21 protein-coding genes, 1 other RNA gene and 1 other annotated feature are annotated in these 25225 nt (G+C 54.8%); of the genes, 5 read left to right on the top strand and 17 right to left on the bottom strand.

The genetic code is table 11. The features are described 5' to 3' along the window. Positions 1 to 36: 36 nt before the first annotated feature. From RW65_RS18250 to ydiJ, 4 genes are all read right to left on the bottom strand, one after another. Entirely contained in the window at positions 37 to 387 is a 351-nt protein-coding gene (locus RW65_RS18250; RefSeq protein ID WP_231564410.1) for a hypothetical protein, read from the bottom strand. A gap of 64 nt (positions 388 to 451) precedes the next feature. Beyond that, complete coding sequence (gene lpxP / locus RW65_RS18245; protein WP_039058228.1) at positions 452 to 1369, bottom strand: kdo(2)-lipid IV(A) palmitoleoyltransferase; 918 nt, start codon at positions 1367 to 1369, stop codon at positions 452 to 454. A gap of 207 nt (positions 1370 to 1576) precedes the next feature. Continuing rightward, the gene (gene menI, locus RW65_RS18240) at positions 1577 to 1987 is read right to left on the bottom strand and encodes a 1,4-dihydroxy-2-naphthoyl-CoA hydrolase (protein ID WP_039058227.1); all 411 of its coding nucleotides are present in this window, start codon (positions 1985 to 1987) and stop codon (positions 1577 to 1579) included. Then, complete coding sequence (gene ydiJ / locus RW65_RS18235; RefSeq protein WP_039058226.1) at positions 1984 to 5040, bottom strand: D-2-hydroxyglutarate dehydrogenase YdiJ; 3057 nt, start codon at positions 5038 to 5040, stop codon at positions 1984 to 1986. Before ydiJ ends, menI begins: the two co-directional genes overlap by 4 nt. 206 nt (positions 5041 to 5246) lie before the next feature. Between ydiJ and ydiK the strand changes: the two genes are divergently transcribed. Further along, positions 5247 to 6353, top strand: coding sequence for an AI-2E family transporter YdiK (ydiK, locus tag RW65_RS18230; RefSeq protein ID WP_039058225.1), 1107 nt, complete (start codon positions 5247 to 5249; stop codon positions 6351 to 6353). A 189-nt stretch (positions 6354 to 6542) separates the two neighbouring features. After that, positions 6543 to 6650, top strand: an RNA gene (rprA, locus tag RW65_RS22240) — antisense sRNA RprA. Between the two features lie 163 nt (positions 6651 to 6813). Here rprA and RW65_RS18225 read toward each other — a convergent pair. The 3 genes from RW65_RS18225 to ppsA form a co-directional block, all read right to left on the bottom strand. Next, complete coding sequence (locus tag RW65_RS18225) at positions 6814 to 9186, bottom strand: glycoside hydrolase family 3 N-terminal domain-containing protein (RefSeq protein ID WP_039058224.1); 2373 nt, start codon at positions 9184 to 9186, stop codon at positions 6814 to 6816. Then, positions 9183 to 10592, bottom strand: a complete 1410-nt coding sequence (locus tag RW65_RS18220; RefSeq protein WP_039058223.1) for an MFS transporter — start codon at positions 10590 to 10592, stop codon at positions 9183 to 9185. The genes RW65_RS18225 and RW65_RS18220 overlap by 4 nt, the downstream gene beginning before the upstream one ends. A 218-nt stretch (positions 10593 to 10810) precedes the next feature. Then, on the bottom strand, positions 10811 to 13189 hold the full coding sequence (ppsA, locus tag RW65_RS18215; RefSeq protein WP_039058222.1) for a phosphoenolpyruvate synthase: 2379 nt from the start codon (positions 13187 to 13189) through the stop codon (positions 10811 to 10813). Positions 13190 to 13520: 331 nt separating this feature from the next. Here ppsA and ppsR point away from each other — a divergent pair, with 331 nt between their 5' ends. The 3 genes from ppsR (at position 13521) to hemP (ending at position 15879) form a co-directional block, all read left to right on the top strand. Further along, on the top strand, positions 13521 to 14354 hold the full coding sequence (gene ppsR, locus RW65_RS18205; protein ID WP_039058220.1) for a posphoenolpyruvate synthetase regulatory kinase/phosphorylase PpsR: 834 nt from the start codon (positions 13521 to 13523) through the stop codon (positions 14352 to 14354). A 154-nt stretch (positions 14355 to 14508) separates the two neighbouring features. Beyond that, positions 14509 to 15555, top strand: a complete 1047-nt coding sequence (gene aroH, locus RW65_RS18200) for a 3-deoxy-7-phosphoheptulonate synthase AroH (protein ID WP_039058219.1) — start codon at positions 14509 to 14511, stop codon at positions 15553 to 15555. A 141-nt stretch (positions 15556 to 15696) separates the two neighbouring features. Beyond that, positions 15697 to 15879, top strand: a complete 183-nt coding sequence (hemP, locus tag RW65_RS18195; RefSeq protein ID WP_156124029.1) for a hemin uptake protein HemP — start codon at positions 15697 to 15699, stop codon at positions 15877 to 15879. Positions 15880 to 15886: 7 nt separating this feature from the next. On the opposite strand, the gene selO is transcribed toward hemP, so the two are convergent. The 10 genes from selO to pheM form a co-directional block, all read right to left on the bottom strand. After that, positions 15887 to 17329, bottom strand: coding sequence for a protein adenylyltransferase SelO (gene selO, locus RW65_RS18190; protein ID WP_039058217.1), 1443 nt, complete (start codon positions 17327 to 17329; stop codon positions 15887 to 15889). A gap of 62 nt (positions 17330 to 17391) precedes the next feature. Further along, positions 17392 to 18105 carry an EAL domain-containing protein gene (locus RW65_RS18185; protein WP_039058216.1) on the bottom strand — a complete coding sequence of 238 codons (714 nt, stop codon included), beginning with the start codon at positions 18103 to 18105 and terminating at the stop codon, positions 17392 to 17394. Between the two features lie 254 nt (positions 18106 to 18359). Then, positions 18360 to 18824 carry a C40 family peptidase gene (locus RW65_RS18180; protein WP_039058215.1) on the bottom strand — a complete coding sequence of 155 codons (465 nt, stop codon included), beginning with the start codon at positions 18822 to 18824 and terminating at the stop codon, positions 18360 to 18362. A 77-nt stretch (positions 18825 to 18901) separates the two neighbouring features. Beyond that, complete coding sequence (gene btuD / locus RW65_RS18175; protein ID WP_039058214.1) at positions 18902 to 19651, bottom strand: vitamin B12 ABC transporter ATP-binding protein BtuD; 750 nt, start codon at positions 19649 to 19651, stop codon at positions 18902 to 18904. Further along, positions 19651 to 20202: a glutathione peroxidase gene (locus tag RW65_RS18170; protein WP_039058212.1), complete on the bottom strand. Its 552-nt coding sequence runs from the start codon at positions 20200 to 20202 to the stop codon at positions 19651 to 19653. The genes btuD and RW65_RS18170 overlap by 1 nt, the downstream gene beginning before the upstream one ends. Before the next feature lie 34 nt (positions 20203 to 20236). Beyond that, entirely contained in the window at positions 20237 to 21217 is a 981-nt protein-coding gene (gene btuC, locus RW65_RS18165; RefSeq protein ID WP_039058211.1) for a vitamin B12 ABC transporter permease BtuC, read from the bottom strand. Between the two features lie 100 nt (positions 21218 to 21317). Beyond that, complete coding sequence (gene ihfA, locus RW65_RS18160; RefSeq protein WP_006820203.1) at positions 21318 to 21617, bottom strand: integration host factor subunit alpha; 300 nt, start codon at positions 21615 to 21617, stop codon at positions 21318 to 21320. A 4-nt stretch (positions 21618 to 21621) separates the two neighbouring features. Continuing rightward, on the bottom strand, positions 21622 to 24009 hold the full coding sequence (pheT, locus tag RW65_RS18155) for a phenylalanine--tRNA ligase subunit beta (protein ID WP_039058210.1): 2388 nt from the start codon (positions 24007 to 24009) through the stop codon (positions 21622 to 21624). Positions 24010 to 24023: 14 nt separating this feature from the next. Beyond that, positions 24024 to 25007 carry a phenylalanine--tRNA ligase subunit alpha gene (gene pheS / locus RW65_RS18150; RefSeq protein WP_039058209.1) on the bottom strand — a complete coding sequence of 328 codons (984 nt, stop codon included), beginning with the start codon at positions 25005 to 25007 and terminating at the stop codon, positions 24024 to 24026. Between the two features lie 40 nt (positions 25008 to 25047). Further along, positions 25048 to 25172: a sequence feature (Phe leader region), on the bottom strand. Further along, positions 25123 to 25167: a pheST operon leader peptide PheM gene (pheM, locus tag RW65_RS22770; RefSeq protein ID WP_001386830.1), complete on the bottom strand. Its 45-nt coding sequence runs from the start codon at positions 25165 to 25167 to the stop codon at positions 25123 to 25125. Its footprint overlaps the feature before it by 45 nt. Positions 25173 to 25225: the final 53 nt, after the last annotated feature.

The following is a 25225-nucleotide window of genomic DNA, read 5'->3' as shown; positions in this document are numbered from 1 at the left end:
CGGCGGCCAGCGCTGAATGAAGGCGTTCTGCGGGCGCTACGGCGCGTCTTGTTCGCGCGTACAGATAATGGCTTTGTCGTTGGTGTGTTTGCTATCCGCGTAAAAGAAGACTTTTTTACCCGTTTCTAGCTGGGTAATGATATGGATCGCTGCCCAGTTGGTATCGCTGTTTTGATCCTGGCCGTCGGTGTAAATCAGCGCCCGTCCGGTATATTGCGCGGAGATGTCATACGGCTTCTCCTGCGGATTGGCGAAGAGCCGACCATTAACGGTTAGCCCTTGCGGTTCAACGAGGGCGACATATTCATCGCACTGCAGCTTAATACCCGCTGCGCTCGACCCGGCCGAGAGTAAAGCAACGCAGCATCCGACCATAAATCTGACCATAAGCATCCCGTGTCAATGTGAAACAACAAATAGTACAACGCCCCTTTAAGGGGCGCGTTAAAAACTAACTGTAAAGGGAAGGTTCGCCGATCGGTCGCGTTTTGAAACGCCGATGGATCCACAGATATTGCTCCGGCGCGCGCAGGATCTCACGCTCAATAACTTTGTTCATATAGGCGGCTGCGGCGAACTCATCCTCTACGGGATAGTCATCAAGCGCCCGACCGATATGCAGTGCGTAACCGGAGCCATCCTCTTTGCGCACCATCGTGACGGTTAACATTTTCGCCCCGGAAAGACGGGACAACACATAGGTACCGTTGGTGGTGGCGGCGTTTTGCACCGAGAAGAACGGTGCGAAGCTGCTGCCTTTGCGCCCGTAATCCTGATCCGGGGCGAACCAGACGGCTTCCCCTTGCTTCAGCGCATTCACCAGGCCTTTCAGATTGCGGCGATCGATCATCGATTTATTGGAGCGCATACGTCCGCGCGTCTGTACCCATTCCATCAACACGTTATTATGCGGCCGATAGGTTGCCATCATCGGCTGGCACAGACCCATTACGCGACCGCCCAGCTCCAGCGACATAAAATGCACACCGACCACCATCACGCCCTGACGGCTCGCCTGTGCGGCCTGCAGATGCTGATAGCCTTCGACATCAAACCAGCGGCGCACGCGTTTATCCGACCAGAACCAGGCCATGCCGGTTTCAATCAGTCCCATGCCCAGCGACATAAAGTTTCTGGCAATCAGCCGCTCGCGCAGCTCTTCGCTCATACGGGGGAAACAGAGTTCAAGATTACGGCGGGCAATGCGTTCGCGGCGTTGCAAAAAGCGCCGCGACTGACGTCCCAGCCCCGCGCCAAGGCGGGCAAGAACAGGATAAGGAAGTTGCACCAGCAGCCAGAGTAGACCGAGCCCGGCCCATGTCACCCAGTGCCGTGGGTGTAAAAAAGCTAACTTGAACGATGTCATCATTATTACCTAAAAGCCTCATTTCAGTAGCGCTTAAAGAGACAATGAATCACTTCATCAAGTCATTACGCGTTACAACTATCCGTTCCGGTAGCATAAAAGCGGAACGTTACATCCAGTACTGCGCAATATAGCACGGAGAGCTAAAAATATATGCTTGAATAGTGAATTAAAAATGAAGATTTCGGCGGCGAACCGCCGAAAAAGTAATCAGCCGACTGCGGTAGTCAGGCGCGATGAACAGCACAGGCGGGAGTGTTGGTCATAAATATCGATTTGCCAGACCTGATGTCGTCCGCCCGTATGCAACGCGCGACAGACGCCAAGCACGCGCCCGCTGTACACCGAACGCAAGTGGTTAGCGTTAACCTCCAGGCCCACCACTTTCTGTTCGCCTTCGGTACACAGGTAGCCAGCGACGGAGCCGAGCGTTTCCGCCAGCACCACCGATGCGCCACCGTGCAGCAGGCCAAACGGTTGGTGAGTTCGCTCGTCTACCGGCATACTCGCGGCAATTTCATCATCACTGATGTGCTCAAAACGAATATCCAGTAGACCGACCATATTGCCCTCGCCCATCGCGTTGAGGGCTTCCAGGGTGACCGCACGTTTCCAGATCATTGCATCATCTCCAGTAAAGCCTGTAACGGGTGACGCACGCCATTGCCTTCGATACGTTTAACCTGACTGCGGCAGGAGTAGCCGGTCGCCAGGCAGCGATTTCGCGGCAAACGCTGCATCGCCTGATGCCAGGAGAGTTCATAAATGCCCAGCGAACTGGCATGATTTTTCACTTCATGGCCGTAGGTTCCGGCCATACCGCAGCAGCCAACGCTGACGCTTTCCAGCGTTGCGCCGAAATGGGCGAAAATCGACGCCCATTGCGCCGGTGCGCCCGGTAACGCGGTGACTTCGGTACAGTGACCAAACAGATACCAGGATTCACCGCTGACCGTTCGCCCGACATGATGTTCCAGCGCCGCAGGCAGCCACTCCTGTACCATCTGTACATGGAAATCGCCGCGCTTATCGCCTAACGCCTGCTTATACTCATCGCGATAACAGAGCACAAGCGCCGGATCGACACCGACCATCGGCATCCCCAGCTGCGCGACGCGGTTGAGGAAATCAGCGGTTTTCTGCGCCGTCTTCGCAAAGCGGTGAAGAAAGCCTTTGATATGCTGTGCCTTGCCGTTTGGCGAGAAGGGAAGCACCACCGGCTCAAAGCCGAGTTTTTCCACCAGATGGACAAAATCAGCCACCACCTGCGCATCGTAGTAGCTGGTAAACGGGTCCTGCACCACCAGCACCGTTTTCGCTTTCTGCGCCGCATCCAGCTGTTCAAGCTGCTCCAGCGTCATATTCGCCGTACGGTGGCCGACCATTTGACGCTGCAATGACGGCACCGATAACAACGGCAGATCGACCATACCAATGTGCTTCTCAGAGAGCGATCGCATCCACGGCTGGCTCATAAAGAAGTTAAAGGTTTTAGGCGCACGTGCCATTAACGGCGCATAGCTTTCGACGGTGGCAACCAGATGATCGCGCATCGGCCGCAGATAGCGGCTGTGATAGAGCTGCAGAAAGCGCGAGCGGAACTCCGGCACGTCGATTTTGATCGGGCACTGCGTAGAGCATGCCTTACAGGCCAGACAGCCGGACATTGCCTCTTTCACTTCGTGGGAAAAATCATACTCCCCGCGACGCGCATGCCAGCTGTTGCGGGTACGCTCAATCAAGGTGCGTAAACTGGCGCCTTTTTCCGGCAGCTCTTTCTCAAGCTTAATTGGATCGACGCCGCGATCCGCCAGCAGACGCAGCCATTCGCGCACCAGCGTTGACCGCCCTTTAGGCGAATGAATACGGTTCGCCGAAATTTTCATTGACGGGCACATCGGGCTTTTCACATCGAAGTTAAAGCACAGCCCGTTGCCGTTACACTCCATCGCGCCGCGCCATGACGACCGAACGGCGATGGGAATTTGCCGATCGAGGGTTCCGCGTTTGGCATCATCGACGCGCTTCATCGGCGCATCAACGCCTGCCGGAGGGCAGATTTTGCCAGGATTGAGGCGGTTTAACGGATCGAAGGCGGCTTTAATTTTGCGTAACTCACCGTACAGCTGCTCGCCAAAAAAGGCCGGGCTGTACTCGGCACGAAAACCTTTCCCGTGCTCGCCCCACAGTAAACCGCCATATTTTGCCGTCAGCGCCACCACATCGTCGGAGATCGACTTCATCAGCACTTCCTGCTGCGGGTCGCACATATCCAGCGCCGGGCGCACATGCAGCACCCCGGCATCGACATGACCAAACATGCCGTAGCTTAAGCCATGCCCGTCGAGCAGCGCGCGGAACTCAACGATGTAGTCCGCCAGGTGCTCCGGCGGCACGCAGGTATCTTCCGCAAAGGGAATGGGCTTGGCTGCCCCTTTGGCGTTACCGAGCAAACCCACGGCTTTTTTACGCATTGCGTAAATGCGCTCGATACCCGTTAGATCTTCGCACAATTGCCAGCCAATAATGCCGCCTTCCCCGTTCGCCATCAGCGTATCGAGCCGCTCACACAGCGACTGAACCTGCACCTCTATCAAGGGCCGATCGTCACCGGCGAACTCCACAATATTCAGACCCAGCAGGTTTTTGTCGGGGACATCGGTGATGAGCTCTTTCACCGAGTGCCAGACAATATCTTCCCGCGCGAGATTGAGCACTTTCGAATCGACGGTTTCCACAGATAACGCGCGCGCCTCGACCATAAAGGGCGCATTGCGCAGCGCAGAATCAAAAGAGTCATATTTGACATTCACCAGCCGACGCACTTTCGGCAGCGGCGTGATATCAAGGCGCGCTTCGGTAATCAGCGCCAGCGTCCCTTCCGAACCGGTCAGAATCCGGGTTAAATCAAACTCCGTCATCTGGTCATTAAAGACGTGCCGCAGATCGTAGCCGGTAAGAAAGCGGTTGAGCTTAGGGAATTTATCGAGAATAAGCTGGCGGTTCTCGCGACAGCTCTCCAGCACCGTTTTGTAAATGCGGCCAATGGCGGTACTGGTACTGCCCAGGGTTTCCGCCAGGGTGACCGGCATGGCCTGGGTATCAAGGATATCGCCACCCAGCAGCACGGCGCGCACGCCCAGCACGTGATCGGAGGTTTTGCCATACACTAAAGAACCCTGCCCGGAAGCGTCGGTGTTGATCATGCCGCCGAGGGTCGCCCGGTTGCTGGTCGACAGCTCCGGTGCGAAGAAAAAGCCATAGGGTTTAAGGTATTGGTTAAGCTGATCTTTGATAACGCCCGCCTCAACGCGCACCCACCCCTCTTCGGGGTTAATTTCCATGATGCGGTTCATATAGCGGGACATATCGACAATGATGCCCTGGTTTAACGCCTGGCCATTGGTACCGGTGCCGCCGCCGCGCGGCGTGAAGACCAGCGTGCGAAAGCGTTCCTCGGCGGCGAGGCGGGTAATCAAAACAACGTCGGACGTTGAACGGGGGAAGACGACAGCGTCGGGTAATAACTGGTAAATACTGTTATCCGTTGCCATCGTTAGCCTGTCGGCGTAACTCGTGGCGGTATCACCGGTAAAACCTTGTTGCTCTAAAGCCTGCAAAAAATTCAGCACCAGCTGAACAACGCCCGGTGCCTGGGAAATCTGTGGGATCATTATGCTTGACCCTGCCTGACTGTTGATGTTGTGAAGAGTTTATCGTTTGCTTACAGCGATCCGTTGTATCACATTTTTTTCGTATGCGCCCATGAGAATTACCAGCACAATCGGGCTGGGCAAAATGCCTGAAATCATTAATTATTAACTAAGGTGTTTTTCTTAACACACGGAATTTTGGTCACTCAAGAAGGTGAGTAAATCATATGGTTGATCTACGTCAGTCCAGGGATGTACCGCAAATCATGCTGTCGGTACTGTTTTTAGCGCTTATGATTATCGCCTGCTTGTGGGTGGTGCAGCCTTTTATTCTCGGCTTTGCCTGGGCAGGAACGGTCGTCATTGCCACCTGGCCGTTGTTGCTGCGCCTGCAGTATACGCTGTTTGGCCGCCGATCGCTGGCGGTGCTGGTGATGATGCTGCTGTTAATTCTGCTGTTTATCATTCCTGTCGCCCTGCTGGTGAATAGCCTCGTCGATTCCGGCGGCCCGGTGGTCCATGCGATTAGCACCGGCGCGATAACGCCGCCGGATTTAGCCTGGCTTAATAGCATTCCCTATGTTGGCGGTAAACTTTACGCCGGCTGGCACAACCTGCTGGATATGGGCGGGAGCGCATTTATGTCCCGTCTGCGGCCGTACGCTGGAGCGACAACCACCTGGTTTGTCGGCCAGGCGGCACATATAGGGCGTTTTATGCTGCACTGCGGTTTGATGTTATTGTTCAGCGCCCTGCTGTACTGGCGCGGTGAGCACGTTGCCCGCGGGATCCGCCATTTCGCCGTACGGCTGGCGGGCAACCGCGGTGACGCCGCCGTGGTGCTGGCAGGCCAGGCCATTCGCGCCGTGGCGCTCGGCGTGGTGGTGACGGCGCTGGTGCAGGCCGTGCTTGGCGGCATTGGTCTGGCAGTGTCCGGCGTGCCCTATGCCACATTATTAACCGTGCTTATGCTGATGACCTGCTTAGTTCAGCTCGGGCCGTTACCGGTGTTAATTCCGGCTATTATCTGGCTTTACTGGAGCGGCGATTCCACCTGGGGAACGGTATTACTGGTGTGGAGCGGCATCGTCGCCCTGCTTGATAACGTTATCCGCCCGGTGCTGATTCGTCTGGGCGCGGACTTACCGCTGATCCTCATTCTTTCCGGGGTGATTGGCGGGCTGGTAGCGTTTGGTATGATTGGGCTGTTTATCGGTCCGGTCTTACTGGCGGTGTCCTGGCGCCTGTTCTCCGCGTGGGTCAATGAGGTGCCGGAACCGACGACTAACGTCGAGCCGCTAAACGAAGCCGAAGAGACCACCTCTCAGCTGTGAAAATAATCAAGGCGGGGTAGCCCGCCTTAATTAATCGTAAGCATTACTTATCATTTTAATCACTGAATCCCTGCCAACTCGCGGTTTAATCCTCTGCTCCACGCAAATTTCCAATATATTCTTCACGTCTGTTTAACTAATGAGACGAATCTGATCGACGCAAAAAATCAGCATGCCTACTATAAGGTCACGGTTATAAATCAACATCTTGATTTATAAGCATGGAAATCCCCTGAGTGAAACAACGAATTGCTGTGTGTAGTCTTTGCCCATCTCCCACGATGGGCTTTTTTTTAGCGCCTTAACGCTGACCGCTATTATTTCCCGCCACCCTGCTAAGAAAGCCCTATTCGTTATAACGAAGCGACGTATTTATACCGTCACAAGTGAAACGGTTATTTAAAACAATCCCGGTGGCAAGCAGGTATAAAAAGCCCACCCTACGATGGGCTCGCCAGAATTATTGACTGATTTCGCACTGACTCATCATTTTCCATGCCGCGGGCAGCGCGCGTGGCTCGCCCTGTACCTGCGCCGTGAGGGTCGCACGGATATCTGCCGACGAAGCGCCGAGCTGAATTTCAAACTCACCCGGCTCAACAATTCGCTGCCCGTCACGGCGGGTAAAGTTGAGCATATCCACCGGCACGGTGAAGGTCAGGGTTGCCGTTTCACCCGGCGCCAGCATAACGCGCTGGAAGCCTTTTAGCTCCTGTATCGGGCGGACCATTGAGGCGACCTTATCACGGACATACAGCTGAACCACTTCACTGCCGCTGCGCTCCCCGCTATTGGTGATTTGCACCTGCAGCTGAATATCGCCGTCGATAGCCACCTCAGGGGTGAATAACCGCGCATTGGCGTAGGTGAACTGCGTCCAGCCCAGCCCGTAACCAAAGGGATAGCGCGAACCAAAATGGAAAGCAAACGGCGTGCCGCCACTTTTCAGTTTGTGATTGTAGTAGTACGGCATCGCACCGGCGCTCTTCGGCACGCTAACCACCAGTCGGCCCTGTGGCTCAGCCCGTCCGGTGAGCACATCGGCAATGGCCCAGCCCCCTTCCTGGCCCGGCGCCCACGCCATCAGTAATGCGGCAACACGCGACTCCAGCCCCTGCAGGTGATAAGGTCGCCCGCCGGTCATCACCACGATAATCGGCTTCCCGGTCTCCACCAGCGCCTCCAGCAACTGTTGCTGCACGCCCGGCAGCGCCAGGCTATCCGTATCGGATCCCTCACCCACCGTACCGCTCTGGAACAGACCGGCAAGATCGCCCACGCAGGCAACAATCACATCGCTATCCTGCGCGATGCTCACGGCATCCGGGATCAGGCTGATATCTTGCGACACCGGCGAATGCTGCATCGGTTTGCCCGACGCATCGCCGGGGAAAACCGGTGCGCCGGCCATGCGTTTTTCAATAATATGGCAACCTTTGGCATAGCGGATATTCCCCTCTCCCAGCGTCTGGCGCAGCGCCGCCAGCGGCGTCGTCACCTGAGTGGTCTCTTCGAGCATATCGCTAATGATTAAATGTACCGGGAAACTATAACCGCTCAGCAAGGCCAGCGGATCGTCGGCAGTCGGGCCAATCACCGCTACTTTCGGCGTTCCGCTCAGGGGTAAAATGCCGTTATTTTCCAGCAGCGTCATTGAGCGTGTCGCCACATCGCGCGCCACCTGCCGTGTTTCGCTGGACTGCAACTGAATCCCCTGCTCATCGACATAGGGCTGTTCAAATAACCCGAGACGAAATTTCACCGCTAAGACGCGAGCGACAATCTCGTCCACTTTGGACATTGCAATCAGCCCGCGCTCAACGGCCTCGGCCAAATGCCGTGCGCAGTCATCTTTTGGCAATTCAACATCGAGACCGGCATTAAAGGCAAGGGCTGCCGATTCTGCAGCATCGTGGGTGACGCCATGATGCTGATGCAGCAGGCTGACACCGCCGTAGTCCGCGACGATTATCCCGTCGAAGCCCCACTGTTCGCGCAGTACGGTAGTAAGCAGGAAGCTATCGCTGTGCCCCGGCTGGTTATCAATATCGTGATAGGCAGGCATCACGGAACCGGCTTTCGCCAGCTTGACCGCCATTTCGAACGGCAGCAAGAAGGTGTCGTTGAGCTCGCAAAAGCCCAGATGCACCGGCGCATGGTTGCGCGCGCCTTCGCTAAAGGAGTGACCCACGTAGTGTTTGAGGGTCGCCAGCATATCGCCCTTTTCGCCCTGCAAGCCGTTAACGTAAGCGCAGGCCATCACGCCCACCAGCCAGGGATCTTCGCCAAAGGTCTCTTCCGTGCGCCCCCAGCGGACGTCGCGTGAGACATCCAGCACCGGTGCCAGCCCCTGTTTGCAGCCCGTCGAACGTGCTTCTTGCCCAATATGGTGCGCAGCGCGCTGCACTAATTGCGGATCCCAGGTCGAGCCGTAGTTCAGCGAAGAGGGAAACAGCGTCGCATCTTTGCACAATAAGCCCACCAGGCACTCTTCATGGAACAGTGCCGGAATGCCGAGCCTCGTCTCTTCCACCAGCGTTTTTTGCAGCCGGTTAGCGGCCCGCACGCCGCTCTGCGCCGCCACAATATGCGTGCCCAGCGGACGCGTGATCTGCCCGACGCCGAGCTTTAACCGCTCTGTTAACGCGGCTTGTGCACTGACGCCGGCAAACTCATCGCTTAAATCGGTGCGCTCGCGGTGCTCGCCGTTTTCCGACAGCACCAGCCATAAGGCGTGCATTTGCGCGAATTTCTCTTCCGGCGTCATGCGCGCCAGTAAATCCGCTACGCGCTCGGCAACGGGACGGTTGGCGTCTTGATAAATGGCGGTCATCGGGTCACTCCTGTGTTAGTTAAATCCGGGGCGGTCTGCGGCGTAGGGGTAGCGTCCCTGTTATCGCGTTTGCGCATTAACTCTTGCGCGATAGTGTCGGCAAGCTGGCTATTGAGTTTGTAGCGGGTAAGCAACAGCACCATGCAGATAAACAGCAGGCAGGGGATCAGCGTAAACAGCGCGTTGATGGTGGTCAGTACCGTCGCGCTCTGCGCCATTTGATTCGGGGCATAATCCACCGCGCCCAGCACCCAGCCTACGGTTGCGCCGCCAAGTGCCAGACCAAATTTGATAGCAAACAATGCCGTAGAGAAGACCAGCCCGTCGAGGCGGCGCCCGCTGCGATGCTCTTCATAATCCACCACGTCAGAGAACATGGTCCATTGCAATGGCGTGGTCAGGTTCTGAATAAAGCTAAACACGATATTCAGTGTGAAAATAAGCCATACCTGTGAAGGTGGAATAATAAAAATCAGCGCGGCGAAGACCACAAAGGTAATAATCGTCCACTGATAGGCGCGTACCCGGTCAAATTTCCCCAGTAATCGTGCCGATAATAGGGCACCGCTTAAGGCGGCAATCATCCCGGAAACAATAAAGGTAAACACCATATCCGGGCGCTGTAATACATATTTCACGTAATACATGGTCGCGGAACCGCGCGTTACTACCGCCGTTAACAGCAAAATATTAAACACGAAGACGATGCGCCACTGGCTATTTGCCGCCAGCAGTTTCAGATCGCTCATTAGTGAACCGGTGCTGTCATTACGCGGCGTATAGCGTTCGCGGGTCATAAAAAAGCAGCCGAAGAATAGCGCAATTCCCAGCACGCCCATCATGCTCATGGCATAGAAATACCCCTTTTGATCGTTCCCCGCCCCGAGATGCGCCACCAGCGGCAGGGCAATAACGGTCACGATCAAGCCACCGATAAACGATAAACCGAAGCGCCAGGATTGCAGCGAATGGCGTTCGTGAGGATCCATCGTTAGCGCGCCGGGCATTGCACAGTACGGCACGTTAATCGCGGAGTAGATAAAACTGAGGATCGCATAGGTCACGCAGGCATAAATAATTTTTGCCGTCGCACCGACGTCCGGCACATAGAAGGTAATAATGCAGCTTACGCCGAACGGTATAGCAAACCACAACAGCCAGGGACGAAAACGCCCGTGACGCGTCTGCGTGCGATCTACCAGTGCGCCAATACAGGGATCGATAAACGCGTCAATCACGCGCACGGCTAAAAACATAGTGCCCATTATTGCGGCAGGTAATCCAAACACGTCGGTATAGAAGTAAGCGAGGAACAACGTGGCGGTTTGCCAGACCAGCGCGCTGGCCATATCGCCGAGGCCATAGCCTATTTTGTCTTTTGTACGCAGGACAGAGGAGATTGTCATTGTTATCAGCCTTGTGAGGTGAAAAAGATATTTCAACCTGGCGCGTCAAATTAACCGCGCGCCACTCACTACCGGCTCAAGTATTGAAAGAAGCTAACGAAGGGACAATTGCAATAATTACCAGGCTTTTTACGTTTTTTGGTTATTGTGATCGCCGCCGAGTTCACGGCGTAAATAAAAAAATCCCCGACTTTATGCCGGGGATTTTAGTTTCAGCGTTATTTTTTCAGTTCTGCGAGACTCAACCAGGTCTGCACAACCGTATCCGGATTAAGCGACAGACTGTCGATGCCCTCATCCATCAACCATGCGGCAAAGTCTTCGTGATCCGAAGGCCCCTGCCCGCAAATTCCGACATATTTGCCGTGCTTCTTCGCCGCGCGAATCGCCATCGACAGCAGCGCTTTCACCGCCTCATTACGCTCATCGAACAGCTCAGAGACAACGCCCGAGTCGCGATCGAGCCCCAGCGTCAGCTGGGTCATATCGTTAGAGCCAATAGAGAAACCATCGAAGTGCTCAAGGAACTGATCCGCCAGCAGCGCGTTGGACGGGATTTCGCACATCATTATGATTTTCAGCCCGTTCTCGCCGCGTTTCAGCCCCTGGCGTGCCAGCTCGTCGACGACCGCTTTCGCCTGGTCAACGGTACGCACGAACGGAATCATGATTTCCACGTTGGTCAGCCCCATTTCGTTGCGCACGCGTTTTACCGCTTCGCATTCGAGGGCAAAACAGTCGCGGAAGCTATCCGCTACGTAACGACCCGCGCCGCGGAAACCGAGCATCGGGTTCTCCTCTTCCGGCTCGTAGCGCTCGCCACCGACCAGATTGGCGTATTCGTTTGATTTAAAATCCGACAGACGCACGATAACCCGTTTTGGCCAGAATGCCGCGCCGAGGGTCGAAATACCTTCCGTCAGGCGACCGACATAAAATTCGGTCGGCGAATCGAAGCCTTTCATCATCTCGCGGATTTCGCCCTGCAGCTTCGCATCCTGATCCTCGAACTCGAGCAGCGCGCGCGGATGTACGCCGATCATACGGTTAATAATGAATTCCAGACGCGCAAGACCGACACCCTCATTGGGCAGGCAGGCAAAATCGAACGCGCGATCCGGGTTACCGACGTTCATCATGATTTTCAACGGCAGATCCGGCATGGTATCAACGCTGGAGCTTTTGACGCTGAAATCCAGCAAATCGGCATACACATAACCGGTATCGCCTTCGGCGCAGGAGACGGTCACGTTCTCGCCGGTTTTAATTCTGTCCGTCGCATCGCCGCAGCCCACTACCGCCGGAATACCTAACTCGCGGGCGATAATCGCCGCGTGACAGGTACGTCCGCCGCGGTTAGTGACAATCGCCGCCGCCTTTTTCATGATCGGTTCCCAGTCCGGGTCGGTCATATCGGTGACCAGCACATCGCCCGGCTCGATCAGGTTCATTTGGCTAATATCCTGAATCACTTTTACCGTACCGGCACCAATGCGATGCCCGATAGCGCGGCCTTCAGCAATAATGCGCCCCTGGGAATGAAGGGTGTAACGCTCCATGACCTGGCCACGGGAGCGCACGGTTTCCGGGCGCGCCTGGACGATAAACAGCTTGCCGGTATGGCCGTCTTTTGCCCATTCAATATCCATTGGACGACCATAATGTTTTTCAATCTGCACCGCCTGTTTCGCCAGCGCCTGCACCTCTTCATCCGTTAGCGAGAAGCGATCGCGATCGGCCTGCGGCACGTCTTCGATTTGCACCTGCTTGCCATGCTCCTGGGTCGGCGCATAGATCATGCGGATTTTCTTGGAGCCCATCGTACGGCGCACAATCGCCGGACGGTTCGCTTCCAGGGTCGGTTTATGCACATAGAATTCGTCGGGGTTAACCGCGCCCTGCACCACCATTTCCCCCAGGCCCCAGGCCGAGGTGATAAATACCACCTGATCAAAACCAGATTCGGTATCGATGGAGAACATCACGCCGGAAGAGGCAATGTCTGAGCGCACCATGCGCTGCACGCCTGCGGAGAGCGCGACGCCGCGATGATCGTAGCCCTGATGGACGCGATAGGAGATAGCACGATCGTTAAACAGCGAAGCAAAGACGTGCTTCACCGCCACCAGCACAGCGTCATATCCCTGGACGTTAAGGAAGGTTTCCTGCTGGCCGGCAAACGAGGCGTCGGGCATATCTTCCGCCGTTGCGGAAGAACGGACGGCAAACGACGCCTCGGCGTCGTCTTCGGAAAGTTTGGCATACGCTTCATGGATGGCTTTTTCCAGTTCAGGCTGGAAAGGCGTGTCAATAATCCACTGGCGGATTTGCGTACCGGCTTTCGCCAGTTCAGAGACATCGTCGATATCGGTTTTATCCAGTAACTCGTAAATACGCTGATTTAATCCGCTTTGTTCGAGAAACAGGTTAAACGCATCGGCGGTGGTCGCAAACCCATTCGGCACGGAAACGCCCACGCCGGACAGATTAGTAATCATTTCACCAAGGGAGGCATTTTTGCCCCCAACTCTGTCTACATCATTCATGCCGAGTTGGTCATACCAAAGCACCAGCGGAGACGAGCCATTGTTGGACATCGAAACAATCCTTTTGTGATATATGAATGGGTAAAAACGTCTGACTACGTTTTTTATCCTGGCATAATTAATTCCGATGAAAAAACGGTGAATCGTGTAAGCAAATACAAAGTGGAGATTTTCAGACAGATACCTGGCAATAAATCACGGGACGAAATTTCCCGTTTCGCTATGTCCTTATTCTTGGTGCAACAATTTAAAAAAGATATCCTTGCGTTCAGTAAAAATAAAAACACCATTTCATTTTAAAAATGAGAAAAAGGAGATACGCAGCCCGCCGGTTTTAATTTATGCTTTCATAGAATTACGCAGGTCATTCAGGATCAGTTAAATGGACAGTTCAGTCGATCGCCACGTCTTTTATATTTCCGATGGAACCGCTATCACCGCTGAAGTATTGGGCCATGCGGTGATGTCGCAGTTCCCGGTTGCGGTTAACAGCATTACCCTGCCGTTTGTCGAAACCGAGAGCCGGGCGCGGGCGGTAAAAGATCAAATAGACGCTATCTTTCAACAAACCGGTAATCGTCCGCTGGTGTTCTACTCGATTGTGCTACCGGAAATTCGCGCCATTATTTTGCAAAGCGAAGGCTTCTGCCAGGATATCGTACAGGCGCTGGTCGCCCCGCTGCAGCAGGAATTAAATCTTGATCCGACACCCATTGCCCATCGCACCCATGGGCTAAATCCTGGTAATTTAATCAAATATGATGCGCGTATTGCGGCAATTGATTACACCCTTGCCCATGATGACGGTATTTCGTTGCGCAATCTCGATCAGGCGCAGGTGATTTTACTCGGCGTTTCCCGCTGTGGTAAAACCCCAACCAGCCTCTATCTGGCGATGCAGTTTGGTATTCGCGCCGCCAATTATCCTTTTATTGCCGATGATATGGATAACCTTACCCTGCCCGCCGCGCTAAAACCGCTGCAGCACAAGTTATTTGGTCTGACCATTAACCCAGAACGTCTGGCGGCGATCCGCGAAGAGCGCCGGGAAAACAGCCGTTACGCCTCGCTACGCCAGTGCCGGATGGAAGTCGCAGAAGTCGAAGCCCTGTACCGCAAGAACCAAATTCCCTGCCTTAACAGTACTAACTACTCTGTTGAAGAGATTGCCACCAAGATGCTTGATATTATGGGGTTAAATCGTCGCATGTACTAATAAGCTAGTACATTGATGCAAGCTGCGCTATGATAGCGCACGGAACTGTGATGCGCTTAGCAACTCCTATTGAAATAAGCCGGGATTGGTTTAAGGTGTTGCGCATCACTTCCGGCATTCCTGCTGCTGAAGCCCCTAATTTTTGAGATTGTTGATGAACAAAACCGATGAACTTCGCACGGCGCGGATCAACAGCCTGGTGACCCCGGCTGAGCTTGCAGAGCGCTACCCTGTTAGCGCAGAGGTTGCGGCGCATGTGACCGCATCCCGTCGGCGAATAGAAAAAATTCTCAATGGTGAAGATCGCCGCCTGCTGGTGATTATTGGCCCCTGCTCTATTCACGATCTTGACGCAGCCATTGATTACGCACGCCGTTTGCAATTCTTACGCGATAAACATCAGGCGCAGCTTGAGATTGTAATGCGCACCTACTTTGAAAAACCGCGCACCGTTGTGGGCTGGAAAGGACTGATTTCTGACCCCGATTTGAACGGCAGCTCTCGCGTCAATCACGGGCTGGAGCTGGCACGCAATCTATTGTTACAGGTCAACGAACTGGGCGTTCCGACCGCCACCGAATTTCTCGATATGGTGATCGGCCAGTTTATTGCTGATCTTATCAGCTGGGGAGCGATTGGCGCGCGCACCACGGAAAGCCAGATCCACCGGGAAATGGCCTCGGCGCTCTCCTGCCCGGTTGGCTTTAAAAACGGTACCGACGGCAATACGCGCATCGCCGTTGACGCGATCCGCGCCTCACGCGCCAGCCATATGTTCCTCTCACCGGATAAAAACGGCCAGATGACCATTTATCAAACCAGCGGTAATCCCTATGGTCATATCATTATGCGCGGCGGGAAAAAACCGAACTATCATGCGCAGGATATTGCCAGCGCCTGCGATTCGCTGCGCGAGTTTGGTTTGCCGGAACAGCTGGTCGTTGATTTTAGCCATGGTAACTGCCAGAAACAGCATCGCCGCCAGCTAGATGTCTGTGATGATATCTGTGGGCAGATCCGTAACGGCTCGACGGCGATTGCCGGCGTGATGGCGGAAAGTTTCCTGTTGGAAGGCACACAAAAAATTGTCAGCGGCCAGCCGCTGGCGTACGGGCAATCGATAACCGACCCGTGCCTGTGCTGGGACGATAGCGTGCTGATGGTGGAGAAACTGGCGGCTGCGGTCGCTGCCCGCGGGTAATCCCTTTCCCTCCGGGTGCCCCGTTTCCTCCCCTTTTCCTGGGGGAAACGGGGAGATGTTTCCTCACTCGCTTGCGTCCTGCCGGCAGATTATTGATAATGATTATCATTGTTGATTCATTATTGAGCGGATATGTCGCCTATGGATAGCACGACTACAACCCCCGTCGCACCTCAGGAAAAAACTACTCAGATTAAACCTGCCGATCGCCGCATTCCCAGCCGTACATTGCTGGGCGATGAAGGACGCGTCGTTATTGAGCACAACGGTCAGCACTATCTTTTGCGCCAGACCCACGCCGGAAAGCTTATCCTCACCAAGTGAAGCCAAATTAGCTCGAACAGCTGACTTCCAGCCGTTTGCCCCAGTCCGGCGGACGGCTGACGTAATCGTCGCTGCGATCGCTAAACGGCTGTCGTAGCGCCTGATGTAACCGTTCCAGTTCGCTCGCATCCCCCTTTTCTGCTGCATCGATGGCGCGCTGCGCCAGCCAGTTTCGCAGCACCATTGCCGGGTTGACCTGCTGCATATGCCTTTGCCGCTGTGCGTCATCAACATTTTCCTGCATCAGCCGTGCCCGATACTGCGCAAACCACGTGTCAAAAGCGCCTCGGTCGATAAACTCATCGCGTAACGGCGAGGCAGCGCTTTGCTGTTCGGTCACGCTCAGCATACGGAAGGTGCGCGTATAGTCGCTGCCTTCCCGAGCCATTAATGCAAACAGCCCGTTCAGCAGTTCGTTATCACCTTGCTCAGGGGTAAAGAGCCCCAGTTTTCTGCGCATTAGCTGACCGTATTCCGTCAGGAGCAGGTGTTGATACTCATCCAGCGCGGCGTTAAGGCTTTCGACTGCGATAAAGGGCGACAAGGTTTGGGCCAGACGCTGGAGGTTCCAGAGGGCGACGGCAGGCTGATTGTCAAAGCTGTAGCGTCCCTGGTAATCCGAGTGGTTGCAGATATAGCCGGGCTGGTAATCATCAAGAAAACCGAACGGACCGTAATCGAGGGTCAAACCGAGAATGGACATATTATCGGTATTCATTACCCCGTGGGCGAAGCCGACCGCCTGCCAGCGGGCAATCAGTTGCGCCGTGCGCCGAACAACTTCGCGGAACCAGGCGACATACTTGTCACCCTCATCGTGCAGTGCCGGCCAGTGATGACGAATAACAAAATCCGCCAGCGTCTGCGCTTTTTGCGGCTCGCGCCGGTAGTAAAAGTGTTCGAAATGGCCGAAGCGGACGTGACTTTCAGCAATGCGCATCAGCATCGCGCCTTGCTCCTGGGTTTCGCGCATTACCGGGGTATCGCTGGTGACAATGCTTAATGCACGCGAGGTGGGGATGCCCAAATAATGCATCGCTTCTGAGGCCAGGCTTTCACGGATGGTGGAGCGCAGCACCGCCCGACCATCGCCCATCCGCGAGTAAGGCGTTAGCCCTGCGCCTTTCAGGTGCCAGTCACGTGTTGTGCCATCAGGGAGTTGCTGTTCGCCGAGCAGGATGCCGCGCCCATCGCCGAGCTGTCCGGCCCAGACGCCAAACTGGTGGCCGCTGTAAACCTGCGCCAAAGGCGACATGCCGGGCAGCAGCGTTTCGCCGCCCCAGACGCCCGCGCCCGATGCCGGGTGAAAAAGTTCATCCGCTACGCCAAGGGTTTGCGCTAACGGTTCATTGCGCCACAGTAGACGCGCATTACGCAGCGGCGTTGGCGAAAGTGCGGTGTAAAAATCTGGCAATTCATCGCGCCAGTGCGTGGTAAAAGACAGGGTCATAGGTCCTCCTGCTTTTAGTGTAGTGCTATCGCTTGTGTTTAAACACCGGACAAAAGCAGGGGCTATGGCTGTACGAGGGAAGTTAATTGCTCTACGGTCACCGGCGGCCATAAGGTGCCTTGCATGGCGCTGAAAGGAAAAACCGACGCTCTTTTCAGCGCCTGATCATCGTCGATGCCGGCAATCATTAATGAATCGCAGTAGGGTTCAATTTGCGAAACAATGACGCGAATAAAGGGTTCAAATGATGGCGAGGCGAGCCGCTGCTGAACAAAGTTTTTATCTAAAATAATGCGTTTAAACAGACCATCAAAAATGGCTTTGGTCGAGGCGGTGCCAGCGCCAAAATTCGCCAGCACAATTGCATATTGTTTCGCCAATAGAAACAAAGAAGGATTGTCTTTTCCTTTATTTAAATCTGGAAAGTTCTCATTTATTGAAAACTCTAAAAAAGGAAATTTCCGAATTTTTGCCGCCAGCGCTTCGTTCGACAAAAGCGCCTCGGCAATTGCCGGAGAAATATTAATCCAGGCCGTTAATTGATGCTGGAGAAAAAAGAGCTGGCAAGTTTCAAGAAGCGCCAGTTGCTCGTCAAAAAGGGTAAAAATTTCTGAAAATGAAAGGCGCGGGACGACCAACTCAGTGGGAATGCGAACATTGCTGTCGTTTCCTACAAAGTTAACGGTAATTTCCAGACCCTGTAGCAATCCGTTACTTTTTCTCGCAGGCAGTAATAGAAGCTCAGAGCGGAATGTGTCATCCAGATTTATTAGCATTGCGCCCGCCCCGCAATAAGCGTGATAACCGGCATTGTTAAACACTGGCAAAGAGATTTCAAATAAATTGATTTAAATAAGAATAACTTTAGTTTTTCACGGTTTATTTTTTGTTTCTCCTTTACTGTTTGCGCCTTCTTTTACACATTCATTGCTCTTTGCATCCCAATGTACACAAATCTTAATTAATACAAACGCGTTAATTTAGTGGAAATATCCTGGTTTAGTAAAAAAGCCCTTGCGGGCTTTTTCATTCAGATACGGCGCGCCTGCCAGAAATTTTTGCGCCAGTAGACATTATCAAGAGAGGAGCGCATTACGCCGCGGCTGGTTGAGGCATGGATAAACTCGTTATCGGTATCATAAATCCCGACATGCAGACCGCTGTCACCGGAACCGGTTTTAAAGAAAACGAGGTCGCCGGGAAGTAAATCATCTTTATCAATACGCGTGCCGATTTCCGCCTGCTGCTTCGTGTCCCGCGGCAGCTGCAACGAAAACTTGTCGCGAAAGGTCATCATCACAAAACCGGAACAGTCCACGCCGTTACGGCTCATCCCGCCATAACGATAGGGTGTACCGCGCCACTGGCTAAGCTGGTCGTTAAGACCGGCTATAACGGTTATCGAATCTGACAGCCTTGGGTTAGGCGGCGGCGCGCGATGGGAGCTACATCCTGCAAGGAATAACGCCGCTGCCAGCAAAAACCAGATACGCATTCTGGATCAAGCCTCTTTCTTTTTTTTGTCGGAGTAATCTAACGTGGGAATTAGAGATGTGGCAAGTCACGTTTTCGTCACGTCGCGGGGATCAAAACGCGATGCCCCTCAATATCGAGCTGACGAAATGGCAAACCGTAAGCGGTCGCCAGCAGCGAAGGCGTGAGCACCTCGTCCTGGCGCCCACTCATTATCAATTTACCATGGCTTAACAGCCACACCTGCTGGGCATGACGCAACGTATGGTTAAGGTCATGGCTACTCATCACCACGCTGATACCGGCCGAAACCAGCTCGTTTAATAAGCGGTCCAGCGCCGCCTGCTGCGCGACATCGAGGCTGTTCATCGGCTCATCCAGCAGTAACATCTGCCCCGCAGGATTACCGCCGGGGTGAATCTGTAATATCACCGCCGCTAAACGGACCCGCTGCCACTCCCCGCCCGAAAGCTGATTGACCGCGCGCCCGAGCTTATCCCTCAGACCGAGCTTGCCCGCGATTTCAGCCATAAGCGCAGTCTGCGCAGGATGGTGCTGATGCAACGACAGGTAGTGCCAGACGGGCATAGCAAACGGCGGACTCTGCTGTTGGGCAAGATAAGCACGGTGCTGCGCCAGTTGCGCGGCGGGCCACTGCTCAAGCGCACGTGCGTTTAACAGTACCGTGCCGGTTCCGCCGGTTAACCCGGCCATACGCGCCAGCAGCGTGCTTTTACCCGCGCCATTCGGCCCGACCAGATGCAGCATTTGCGCAGGCCCAACGGAGGCCGTTATTGGCCCCAGCCTTGCCGATTCCGCCACCTCCTGAAGTTGCAGCAGCGTCGACACTATTTTGCCAGCGCCTGTTTTACTGCCTCGACCAGCAGCGGATCTTCCGGCGTCATATCCGGCGAGAAGCGCTGGATCACGCTGCCATCACGCCCGATGAGGAATTTTTCGAAATTCCACAGAATATCGCCCGGCTCTTTTGGCGCGCGGCCTTTGCTTGCCATGCGCTCATAGAAACCGCTGTCCTGCGGCGCAATCGCCTCGGGGGCGGCGGCAACCAGTTTTGCATACAGCGGATGGCGCGCTTCACCGTTGACGTCAACCTTGCTGAACATTGGGAACGTCACGCCGTAGGTCGTGCTGCAGAAGGTTTTAATCTCCTCTTCGGAGCCAGGCTCCTGGCCAAGAAACTGGTTGCAGGGAAAACCCAGTACGGTGAACCCTTCGCTTTCCAGCTGTTGTTGCATCTTTTCCAGCTGTTCGTACTGCGGCGTCAGTCCACATTTGGAGGCGACGTTCACCACCAGCAGCACCTTGCCAAGGTAGTTCGCAAGGGTGGTTTCTTCACCGTCGATGGTTTTAACGGCTGTATTCAAAATATCCTGTTGCATAGCGTCCCCTTAATGAATGTTATGGTTTTTAGGCTTAGCGCCCGGCTCTCAATAATAGCCAGATAAATACCGGCGCGCCCAGCGTAGAAGTAACAACGCCGATGGGCAGTTCAGCAGCGCTGAGGGCAAGACGCGCGATCACATCAGCGAACAGCAACGCAACCGCGCCCGCCAGCGCGCAGCCCGGCAGCAGCGCCCGGTGATCCGTCAGCCCACACAGGCGCAGAATATGCGGAATCACCAGGCCGATAAAACCAATGGCACCCGCCAGGGCAACGCTGACGCCCACCAGCCAGCCGGTCGTTACCACCAGGACATTTCGCCATAACCACATCGGTAACCCCAACTGACGCGCGGAAATCTCTCCCAGCGCCAACATATTCAGCGGCTGAGACTGGAAACACGTCCAGATAATCACCGGCACCAGCGCCGCCATTAGCCAGCTTTGCTGCCAGTCCACGCCGCCAAAGCCGCCCATCATCCAGTACATCAACTGGCGCAGATCGAAAGAAGAAGAGAAATAGACCGCCCACGTCATTAACGCGGTGCAGATGATGCCCAGCGCAACGCCGGCCAGCAGTAAACGACTGGTTGAGATATGGCGGCGTGCAAACCGCAGCAGGATAAGCGTCACCACCAGCGCCCCAGCAATGGCACAGACACCCAGCGACCAGCCAGGCAGCGCGCCGCCGCCCAACAAGACAGCCGCGATTAAACCCACGCCCGCGCCGCTGGAGACGCCAAGCAGCCCCGGCTCCGCTAACGGGTTTTCAAACAGTGCCTGCATTACTGCACCGCACAGCGCCAGCGAGGCCCCAACCAGCATGACCGCCAGCGTGCGCGGCAAACGTATTTGCCAGACAAACAGGTCACCCTCCGGGGTAAACCAGGCGGCAGGTGAAATCCAGCGCTCGCCCGCGCACAGGCTCAACAGCAGCGTGATGAATAACAGCAGCAGCAGACCGCCAAGCCAGCGGCGATGACGTTGCTGTTGAAGATGAACGAATGCCTGCATGTTTTCCGTTTTAGCTGTCAGCAAAAGTGCTGATTTTAAAAGTGATGCTGAAAACTGAAAAGAAAAAAGGCCGCTGCGCGGCCTTTTTAGTTAGTTCATATCATTCAGCTTTGGGCGAAGCGTTTTCAACGCGGCTTTTTAACTTCTGGCCGGGTCTGAAGGTCACCACGCGCCGTGCTGTAATGGGAATATCTTCGCCCGTTTTTGGGTTACGGCCCGGACGTTGATTTTTGTCACGCAAATCGAAATTGCCAAAGCCGGAGAGTTTAACCTGCTCACCGTTTTCCAAAGCACGACGGATCTCTTCGAAAAACAGCTCTACCAGCTCTTTTGCGTCCCGCTTGCTAAGCCCGAGCTTATCAAACAGATATTCTGACATTTCAGCTTTTGTAAGCGCCATAGGTTCAATCCCTCAATGATGCCTGGAATCGCTCTTTTAATGCCTCTACACATCTGGCAACGGTAGCGGCAATCTCCTCTTCTTCGAGTGTACGGCTGGTATCCTGAAGGATCAGGCTAATGGCAAGGCTCTTATACCCTTCCGCTACACCCTTACCGCGGTACACGTCAAATAAGTTTACGCCAACTACCTGATTTACGCCAACTTTCTTACATTCGCCCAAAACATCTGCTGCAGGCACATTTTCAGCAACCACCACAGCGATATCACGACGGTTCGCCGGGAAGCGCGAAATCTCCTGGGCTTGAGGAACCACGCGGTCTGCGAGGGCGTTCCACTCCAGTTCGAACACCACTGTGCGACCATTAAGATCAAGCTTACGTTCCAGCTCAGGATGAATCACCCCAACAAAACCAATCCGCTTATCTTTCAGATAAATCGCCGCAGATTGCCCTGGATGCAGCGCGGGATTGGTTTCTGCGCGGAACGTAATGGCGGACAGTTTGCCCGTCAGTTCCAGCACGCTCTCCAGATCGCCTTTCAGATCGAAGAAATCGACGCTGCCTTTTGCCTGGTCCCAGTGCTCTTCTGCGCGGTTGCCGCAAATCGCCCCTGCCAGCATCACATCCTGACGAATACCCAGGTTGGCTTGTGTATCAGGAACAAAGCGCAGCCCGGTTTCGAAGATACGCACGCGGCTCTGCTGACGGTTCTGGTTGTAGACAATGGTGCCGAGCAAACCGGTCCACAGAGAGAGGCGCATCGCCGACATTTCACTGGAGATCGGGCTTGGCAGAATCAGCGCTTCTTCGCCGGGATGAATCAACTGCTGCAGTTTCGGGTCGACAAAGCTGTAAGTAATAACTTCCTGGTAGCCTTTATCGTTAAGCAGGGTTTTCACCCGCTTCATCGACAGATTCGCTTCACGGTGCTCGCCCATAATCAGGCCAGCCTGCACCGGTTCATCAGGGATATTGTTGTAGCCGTAAATACGCGCCACTTCTTCGACCAGATCCTCTTCGATCTCCATGTCGAAACGCCAGCTCGGCGCAACGGCCAGCCACTCATCTTCACCAACGGTCACTTCACAACCCAGGCGCTGCAGGATATCAGTCACCTGCTCATCGGCAATGTGATGGCCAATCAGACGATCCAGCTTGCTGCGACGCAGACGGATAGAGGCGCGTTTCGGCAGCGTGGCGTCGTGAGTCACATCGATAACCGGACCGGCTTCACCGCCGCAGATATCGAGCAGCAGGCGCGTAGCGCGCTCCATCGCTTTGTACTGCAGCTCCGGATCGACGCCGCGTTCATAGCGGTGGGAAGCATCCGTGTGCAGACCGTGGCGACGCGCACGACCGGTAATGGAGAGCGGATTAAAGAAGGCACATTCCAGCAGCACGTTCTGCGTTTCGCCGTTGACGCCCGAGTGTTCGCCGCCAAAAATGCCGCCCATCGCCAGCGCTTTGTTATGATCGGCGATGACCAACGTATCGGCGTTGAGTTTGGCTTCGCTGCCATCGAGCAGGACCAGCGTTTCGCCCTCTTTCGCCATCCGTACCACAATGCCGCCATCGAGGCGATCGCGGTCAAAGGCATGCATCGGCTGACCCAGCTCCAACAGCACATAGTTGGTGACGTCTACCACGGCATCAATCGAACGGATGCCGCAACGGCGCAGCTTCTCTCTCATCCACAGCGGCGTCGGTGCTTTGACATTAATGCCTTTCACCACGCGCCCCAGATAGCGCGGGCACGCTTCTACGGCTTCGACGGTAATCGGTAACGTGTCGTTGATGGTTGCCGTAACCGGTGCGATTTCCGGCGCGGTAAGGGGCGATTTATTGAGCACCGCCACGTCGCGCGCTACGCCGATGATACCGAGGCAATCGGCGCGGTTAGGCGTTACGCTGATTTCGATGGTGTTATCATCAAGTTTCAGGTATTCGCGAATATCAGTACCGATTGGTGCATCCGCCGGCAGTTCGATAATACCGCTGTGATCCTCAGAAATGCCCAATTCGGAGAAGGAGCACAGCATGCCTTCGGACGGTTCACCGCGTAATTTTGCCGCTTTAATTTTGAAATCACCCGGCAGGACGGCGCCTACGGTGGCGACAGCAACTTTCAGCCCGAGGCGGCAGTTTGGCGCGCCGCAGACGATATCCAGCAGACGCTCGCCGCCAACATTGACTTTTGTTACCCGCAGCTTGTCGGCGTTCGGGTGCTGTGCGCACTCCATCACTTCGCCAACCACCACGCCATGAAACGCGCCGGCAACGGGTTCAACGCCGTCGACTTCCAGACCCGCCATGGTGATTTGCCCTGACAGCGCTTCGCTATCAATGGCCGGATTAACCCATTCGCGTAACCACAGTTCACTGAATTTCATTGTTTCGCCTGCCCTTATTTAAACTGTTTGAGGAAACGCAAATCGTTTTCGAAGAACGCGCGCAAATCCGTCACGCCGTAACGCAGCATTGTCAGGCGCTCCATACCCATACCAAACGCGAAGCCGGAGTAAACTTCCGGATCGATGCCCACATTACGCAACACGTTCGGGTGCACCATCCCGCAGCCCAGCACTTCCAGCCACTTGCCGTTTTTACCCATTACATCCACTTCTGCAGAGGGTTCGGTAAACGGGAAATAGGACGGGCGGAAACGGATCTGCAAATCTTCCTCAAAGAAATTACGCAGGAAATCGTGCAGCGTCCCTTTCAGGTTGGTAAAGCTAATATTTTTATCGACGATCAGCCCTTCCATTTGATGGAACATTGGCGTGTGCGTCTGATCGTAGTCGTTACGGTATACGCGGCCCGGCGCGATAATACGGATCGGCGGCTGCTGATTTTCCATGGTACGGATTTGCACGCCAGAGGTTTGGGTGCGCAGCAGACGGGTGGCGTCAAACCAGAAGGTGTCATGATCGGCGCGCGCCGGGTGGTGGCCCGGAATATTCAGCGCGTCGAAGTTATGATAATCGTCTTCGATTTCCGGCCCGGTGGCGACGGTAAAACCCAGCTCACCGAAGAAATTTTCGATCCGGTCGATGGTGCGGGTCACCGGGTGCAAACCGCCGTTTTCGATGCGACGGCCCGGTAGAGAGACGTCGATGGTTTCCGCGGCCAAACGCTCATTCAATGCGGCATTTTCAAGATCCGCTTTGCGCGTATTCAGTGCCTGTTGCACTTGTTCTTTGGCTTCGTTGATCACCGCGCCCGCAGCCGGGCGCTCTTCTGGCGGCAGCTCACGCAGGGTGGTCATCTGAAGGGTCAGGTGCCCTTTCTTGCCCAGATATTCGACGCGTACGTTGTCCAGCGCGGCGACATCTGATGCATCGTTAATGGCTGCCTTCGCACTGGCAACCAGCTCTGCGAGATGTGACATGGTTTTCCTCGTTATATGACGATATTTACAAACGGCAGATACAAAAAAAGCCTCCACAAGGGAGGCTTTCTGGCGCTGTTTTCCGTTTCTTCTTTCACGCGCTAGCCTCCTGGATTCAGGTGCTAAAGTAAAAAAAGAAGCGGAAAATAGCAGCATTCATGCTTGCGTTACCTTGAACTGGGTAAGTGGCGTTGATGTGTTATTGAAAACGCATCACG

Origin of the sequence: Enterobacter sp. Bisph1, from assembly GCF_000814905.1 — a bacterium.
GTDB lineage: Bacteria > Pseudomonadota > Gammaproteobacteria > Enterobacterales > Enterobacteriaceae > Kosakonia.
This window is presented reverse-complemented; position numbering and strand designations above follow the sequence as displayed.